Annotated in this window: 6 protein-coding genes; 4 read left to right on the plus strand and 2 right to left on the minus strand. The window is 63.8% G+C overall.

Annotated features, from left to right (window positions below; translation table 11 throughout):
- Window positions 1-69: 69 nt before the first annotated feature.
- On the plus strand, window positions 70-609 hold the full coding sequence (locus tag GS429_RS05235; RefSeq protein ID WP_328821250.1) for an HAD family hydrolase: 540 nt from the start codon (window positions 70-72) through the stop codon (window positions 607-609).
- A gap of 212 nt (window positions 610-821) precedes the next feature.
- Here the strand turns inward: GS429_RS05235 and GS429_RS05240 are convergent, their stop codons facing one another.
- The gene (locus GS429_RS05240) at window positions 822-1,061 is read right to left on the minus strand and encodes a DUF5822 domain-containing protein (RefSeq protein ID WP_328821251.1); all 240 of its coding nucleotides are present in this window, start codon (window positions 1,059-1,061) and stop codon (window positions 822-824) included.
- A 145-nt stretch (window positions 1,062-1,206) separates the two neighbouring features.
- Here GS429_RS05240 and panB point away from each other — a divergent pair, with 145 nt between their 5' ends.
- Window positions 1,207-2,019 carry a 3-methyl-2-oxobutanoate hydroxymethyltransferase gene (gene panB, locus GS429_RS05245; RefSeq protein ID WP_160063397.1) on the plus strand — a complete coding sequence of 271 codons (813 nt, stop codon included), beginning with the start codon at window positions 1,207-1,209 and terminating at the stop codon, window positions 2,017-2,019.
- 334 nt (window positions 2,020-2,353) lie between these two features.
- On the opposite strand, the gene GS429_RS05250 is transcribed toward panB, so the two are convergent.
- Complete coding sequence (locus GS429_RS05250) at window positions 2,354-3,145, minus strand: alpha/beta fold hydrolase (protein ID WP_160063399.1); 792 nt, start codon at window positions 3,143-3,145, stop codon at window positions 2,354-2,356.
- Window positions 3,146-3,355: 210 nt separating this feature from the next.
- Here GS429_RS05250 and GS429_RS05255 point away from each other — a divergent pair, with 210 nt between their 5' ends.
- On the plus strand, window positions 3,356-3,604 hold the full coding sequence (locus tag GS429_RS05255) for a DUF7127 family protein (protein ID WP_160063401.1): 249 nt from the start codon (window positions 3,356-3,358) through the stop codon (window positions 3,602-3,604).
- Window positions 3,601-5,868, plus strand: a complete 2,268-nt coding sequence (locus GS429_RS05260; RefSeq protein ID WP_160063403.1) for a CDC48 family AAA ATPase — start codon at window positions 3,601-3,603, stop codon at window positions 5,866-5,868. Before GS429_RS05255 ends, GS429_RS05260 begins: the two co-directional genes overlap by 4 nt.
- The last annotated feature ends 161 nt before the right edge of the window (window positions 5,869-6,029 follow it).

The raw sequence follows: 6,029 nt of genomic DNA on the forward strand, positions 1-6,029 counted from the left end.
ACGGTTCCGAGGCGTCGGTCGAGTTCGGACGGCGAACGATATATTCTCCCGCCGCTCGTATCGGTACGCGTGACCGATTACGACGCCATCGTCTACGACCTGGACGGAACGCTCGTCGATCTCGACGTCGACTGGAACGCCGTCGCCGCCGACGTCCTGGAGGTTTACGAGACGGCGAACGTCGACCCGCCGAGCCGGGAACTGTGGGACCTCCTCGGGAGCGCCAGCGACGCCGGACTGGCCGCCGAAGTCGAGTCGACGATCGCCGCCCACGAACGCGACGGGGCCGAAACCGCGCCGCGGCTGGCCCACGCCGACGACCTGCTCGAGCGGTCGGTACCCGTCGGCGTCTGCTCGCTCAACTGCGAGGAAGCCTGTCGGATCGCACTCGAGGAACACGACCTCGGCCACGCGGTCGAGACGGTCGTCGGCCGGGACACGGTCGCAACGCGAAAACCCGACCCCGAACCGTTGCTCGAGACGGTTCGCGGTCTCGACGTCGACCCCGAGCGGGCGCTGTTCGTCGGGGACTCCTCGCGGGATCAACTGACGGCAGAGCGGGCCGGCGTCGCGTTCGAATACGTCGGGAACGGGCCGTCGGGTGTCTAAGGAATTCGGAAGAGAAACGGCCTCTCGGGGTCCAACGCTCTCTCAGGTCTCCGGTACCCGCTGGAGTATCGATCGGAGCGGTATGGGACAGTAACAACTGGAACTGTATACACGCTGATCGCACTGTCCGCAGTTCTCACCTTTCGAGCTCCGAACTGCGCTCCCGTCGTGCGATCAGGTGTGCACTGACTTCCAGTGGCTACTATAGGATATCACGTCTGGTTTCGCTTCGCGTACGCGAAGACGACGATGGCCGTCAGAAACCAGATCGGCGCGCCGACGCGGATCGCGAACTCGGCTCGAGCGCCCCAGCTCGACAGATCGAGGCTGAGCGTCAGCGAGAGCAGGGCGACGACCGGCGCACCGACGAGGATCGTGGCCACGAAGGTGACTTGCATCACCCAGCCGTAATCGACCCCCTCGGGAGTGGTCGTTTCGACGGGTTCTGGCACGGCTGACAGTGGCGGGCCAGCCCTCTTAACTATCGTGGATACCGATTTCACTTCGATCGGCGTACCGAGGTTCGTCGTCTTCGACGCAAGATCGACCGCCGTCGAAGAACGGAGCCATTTAATCACTGACGACTAACCTGTGGGTATGCCTACCGTGCGGGATGTCAAGGCGAAAGCAGGCGAGGAACCGATCACGATGCTCACGGCCTACGACGCACCGACGGCCGCGATCGTCGACGACGCCGGCGTCGACATGATTCTCGTTGGCGACAGCGTCGGCAACGTGGCGCTCGGCCACGAGACGACGGTTCCCGTCACCGTCGACGGAATCGCCCACCACGTCGGCGCGGTCTCGCGAGCGGCCGAGGACGCGCTGGTCGTCGCCGATATGCCCTTCCTCTCCTTCGGCGTCGACGAGAAAGACAGCATCGAGAACGCCGGACGGATGCTCAAAGAGGAGGGTGCACAGGCGGTCAAACTCGAGAGCGGCCCCCACACCGTCGATATCACCGAGCAAATGACCCAGCTGGGGATTCCGGTGATGGCCCACCTCGGACTCACTCCCCAACACGTCAACCAGTACGGCGGCTACCCCCGGCAGGGAACCGATCGGGAGGCCGCCGAACGAATCCTGAACCTCGCGATCGAACACGAGGAGGCGGGCGCGTTCTCGCTCGTCCTCGAGCACGTGCCGTCGAATCTGGCGGCCGAAATCACCGAGACGCTGGACATTCCGACGATCGGGATCGGTGCCGGTCCCGACTGCGACGGACAGGTACTCGTGGTCAACGACGCCGTCGGCCTGAGCGAGTGGTCGCCCTCGTTCTCGAAGCAGTTCGGAGCCGTCCGCGAGGAGATGGCGTCGGCCGTCGACGACTACGTCTCGGCCGTCGAATCCGAGGAGTTCCCCGCCGAGGAACACAGCCACGAAGAGGCCGACCTCGAGGATCTGTACTGATACGGCCTGCTGTACCGATTCACCGGTGGGGCCGCGACCCGTCCTGCGGTCCCACCGGAAATGACTTCCAGCAGTCCGTATGAGGGGCCGCTACTGCAGCCATCTTCGAGACGAGGGACTCGAACGCTCGAGGTGCGTGGAGACGGACAGCAGTTGCCGTGTACGGTGCATACGGTAGCGCTTTTGCTGGAATTGCCCCTCCGACCCCGACCACGACACCGACCGCAACCTCGCCCGCAACGACTCATACGGATTGCTGTAACTATGTACCGCCGATCACCAGGGACGGGGTCGGTAATCGGCGGTAATTGACTACAGTAAACCGTATCACACCTCACTCCGGTGTCCGTTGGCTCCGAACGATCTCCAGAAACTCGGTGAGCGCGGCGTTGAACGCGGTCGGCTGTTCGACCATCGCCAGATGCGCCGCGTCTTCGAACTCGGCGAGCCAGGCGTCGTCGATCTTCTCGGCGAGGTACTCGTGGTACCGCGGCGGCGTCAACTGATCGTGTTCGCCACACGCCGCGAGTACGGGGGTGTCGATCGCCGAGAGCCGGTCTCGAACGTCGAACTCGTGGCAGGTCAGGAAATCCCGGCGAGTAACCGCCTGCCCGGTCTCGTGGAGCTGTTTTATCGACTCGTCGCGGAGTTCGGGGTCGGGATCGTGAAAGAGCCGATCCGGTCCGTGGAGAAACTCGACGGCGCGCTCGAAGTCGCTCGCGAGCCAGTCCAGGAGATCCTCGAGTACGCCGAGTCGCGCACCGGTACCCGTCAGGACCGCCGCGTCGGGATCGAACCCGCGCTCGAGCAGGACGTGCATGACGACGGCACCGCCGAGGGAGTTGCCCACGAGAATTCGACTCTCGGTCTCTTCGACGACGGCGAGGACGTCGTCCGCGTAGGCCGATAGCGTCGTATATCCAGGGCGTGCGTCGATGTCCTCGGAATCGCCGTGGCCGCTCAGATCGAGCGTGACCACCGGATTCTCGTCGCTCAGCCGATGCTGGGACGACCAGACGTCGCGCGAGCCGCCGCTCCCGTGGACGAAACAGATTGGCGGGCCGTCGCCGCCGCGATCGGCGATTTCGTAGGCCGTTTTCCGGCCGTGGTGTGTAACCGTCTCCATAGAAGTGCGAACGAGCGGAACGGGCTTAAATTCCCGATTCGGTTCTCATCGACGCGTCCATCGTCTTTCGCAGTCGGCAGGCCCCTCCGTTACCGTTCGCTCCGACTGTGAACTACGAACAGCTATCTTCCCCCTTACCCCGACGCCGTCCCCGATTCAATTAGCGAAAAGCATATATACTTTGACTGCTTACTTTGGGTTAGTAACACCATGACACTCGAACAATTCACCCGGAACGAGGGGCAGTTAACCCGCCAGTACGAGTACGATGAGTGCTCGGTGCTGGCCGTCGACTTCGGGGCCGACGAAACGGATGCCTCGGTCGATCTCGTCGACGATACGGTCATCGTCATCGTTGACGACGAACAGTACGAACTCGAGCTCCCCGACGGTGCAGACGACGCGCACACGTTTATCAAAAATGGCGTCCTGACTGTCGAGATGGAGGGCGATCTATGAAACTCACCGTCAAACCACTGAAACAGAAGGATGCAGGGCGTGGACTGGCCGCGATCGACCGCGTCTCGATGCGCGAACTCGACCTCGAGAACGGCGATTACATCGTCATCGAGGGTAAGGGCGACAGCCAGGCCGTCGCGCGCGTCTGGCCCGGCTATCCCGAAGACGAAGGTCGCGGGATCGTCCGGATCGACGGTCGGCTTCGACAGGAGGCCGACGTCGGTATCGACGACCGCGTCACCATCGAACCCGCGGACGTCAACCCGGCCAAATCGGTCACGGTCGCGCTTCCGCAGAATCTCCGTATTCGCGGGGACATCGGTCCGCTTGTCCGCGATAAGCTGAGCGGACAGGCCGTCACCGAAGGCCAGACAGTTCCGTTCTCGCTATCGTTCGGGCCGATGGCCAGCTCCGGCCAGTCGGTCCCGCTGAAGATCGCGAGCACGTCGCCGTCGGGCACGGTCGTCATCACGGACTCGACGAACATCGAAATCTCCGAGACGCCGGCCGAGCAGGTCAGCTCCAGCGGCCCCGGCGCGTCCGCCGAGGGCGTTCCGAACGTCACCTACGAGGACATCGGCGGCCTGGACGACGAACTCGACCAGGTTCGCGAGATGATCGAACTGCCGATGCGCCACCCGGAGCTGTTCCAGCAGCTCGGCATCGAGCCGCCCAAGGGCGTGCTGCTCCACGGTCCCCCGGGCACCGGGAAGACCTTGATGGCCAAGGCCGTCGCCAACGAGATCGACGCCCACTTCGAGACGATCTCCGGTCCGGAGATCATGTCGAAGTACTACGGTGAAAGCGAGGAGCAACTCCGCGAGGTCTTCGAAGAGGCCGAGGAGAACGCCCCCGCGATCATCTTCATCGACGAACTCGACTCCATCGCGGCCAAGCGCGAAGAAGCCGGCGGCGACGTCGAACGACGCGTGGTCGCCCAGCTGTTGAGCCTGATGGACGGGCTCGAAGAACGCGGCCGCGTCACCGTCATCGCGGCGACCAACCGCATCGACGACATCGACCCCGCGCTCCGGCGCGGCGGCCGATTCGACCGCGAGATCGAGATCGGCGTTCCGGACAAGAGCGGCCGCAAGGAGATCCTGCAGGTTCACACCCGCGGGATGCCCCTCGAGGAAACCGTCGATCTGGACAGCTACGCGTCCAACACGCACGGCTTCGTCGGGGCCGACTTAGAGAGCCTCGCTCGCGAGGGTGCGATGAACGCCCTCCGTCGCATCCGTCCTGACCTCGATCTGGAAGAAGACGAGATCGACGCCGAGGTACTCGAGTCGCTGCAGGTCACTGAAAGCGACTTCAAGGACGCGCTCAAGGGCATCCAGCCGTCCGCGATGCGCGAGGTCTTCGTCGAAGTCCCCGACGTCACCTGGAACGACGTCGGCGGGCTCGGCGACACCAAAGAACGGCTGCGCGAGACCATCCAGTGGCCCCTCGACTACCCCGAGGTGTTCGAAGCGATGGACATGGAGGCCGCAAAGGGCGTCATGATGTTCGGTCCGCCGGGGACCGGGAAGACGCTGCTCGCCAAGGCCGTCGCCAACGAGGCCCAGTCGAATTTCATCTCGATCAAGGGTCCCGAACTGCTCAACAAGTACGTCGGCGAGTCCGAGAAGGGCGTCCGCGAGATCTTCGAGAAGGCGCGGTCGAACGCACCGACCGTGATCTTCTTCGACGAGATCGACTCCATTGCCGGCGAACGCGGCCAGCGACAGGGTGACTCCGGCGTCGGCGAGCGCGTCGTCTCCCAGCTGCTGACCGAACTCGACGGGCTCGAGGAACTCGAGGACGTCGTCGTGATCGCGACGACCAACCGTCCCGATCTAATCGACTCGGCGCTGCTCCGTCCGGGACGCCTCGACAGGCACGTCCACGTGCCCGTCCCCGACGAGGACGGTCGCAAGAAGATCTTCGAGGTCCACACCCGCGACAAGCCGCTGGCCGACGCGGTCGACCTCGAGTGGCTGGCAAGCGAGACGGAGGGCTACGTCGGTGCCGACATCGAAGCGGTCACTCGCGAGGCCTCGATGGCCGCCAGCCGCGAGTTCATCAACTCGGTCGATCCCGAGGAGATGGCGGACACCATCGGCAACGTCCGCATCAGCAAGGAACACTTCGAGCACGCGCTCGAGGAAGTCGCGCCGAGCGTGACTCCCGAGACGCGCGAGCGCTACGAGGAGATCGAAGAGGAGTTCCAGCAGGCCGAACCGGCCCAGGAAGGCGATCAACTCGGACGCACCTTCCAGTAAGACCGGAAGCCCAATTTCTGGCACTTCGTATCGGCCCGGCGAACGGCTGCGCTGGCGCGTACAGCGTCTCAATTTTATGCTCTGTTGAATAGCGATCTAATCCGCCGATATCACTAGCTTAGAAGGATGAAGCCGAGGAATTCGATTCTGTCTATGGAAAT

It is taken from the genome of Natronorubrum halalkaliphilum (assembly GCF_009834785.1).
GTDB classification, from domain to species: Archaea; Halobacteriota; Halobacteria; order Halobacteriales; family Natrialbaceae; genus Natronorubrum; species Natronorubrum halalkaliphilum.

What these genes read in the sequence shown, in the direction of transcription:
- panB (WP_160063397.1), top strand. Translation starts at nt 1,207, where the DNA reads ATGCCTACCGTGCGGGATGTCAAGGCGAAAGCAGGCGAGGAACCGATC.
- GS429_RS05250 (WP_160063399.1), bottom strand. Translation starts at nt 3,145, where the DNA reads ATGGAGACGGTTACACACCACGGCCGGAAAACGGCCTACGAAATCGCC.
- GS429_RS05255 (WP_160063401.1), top strand. Translation starts at nt 3,356, where the DNA reads ATGACACTCGAACAATTCACCCGGAACGAGGGGCAGTTAACCCGCCAG.
- GS429_RS05260 (WP_160063403.1), top strand. Translation starts at nt 3,601, where the DNA reads ATGAAACTCACCGTCAAACCACTGAAACAGAAGGATGCAGGGCGTGGA.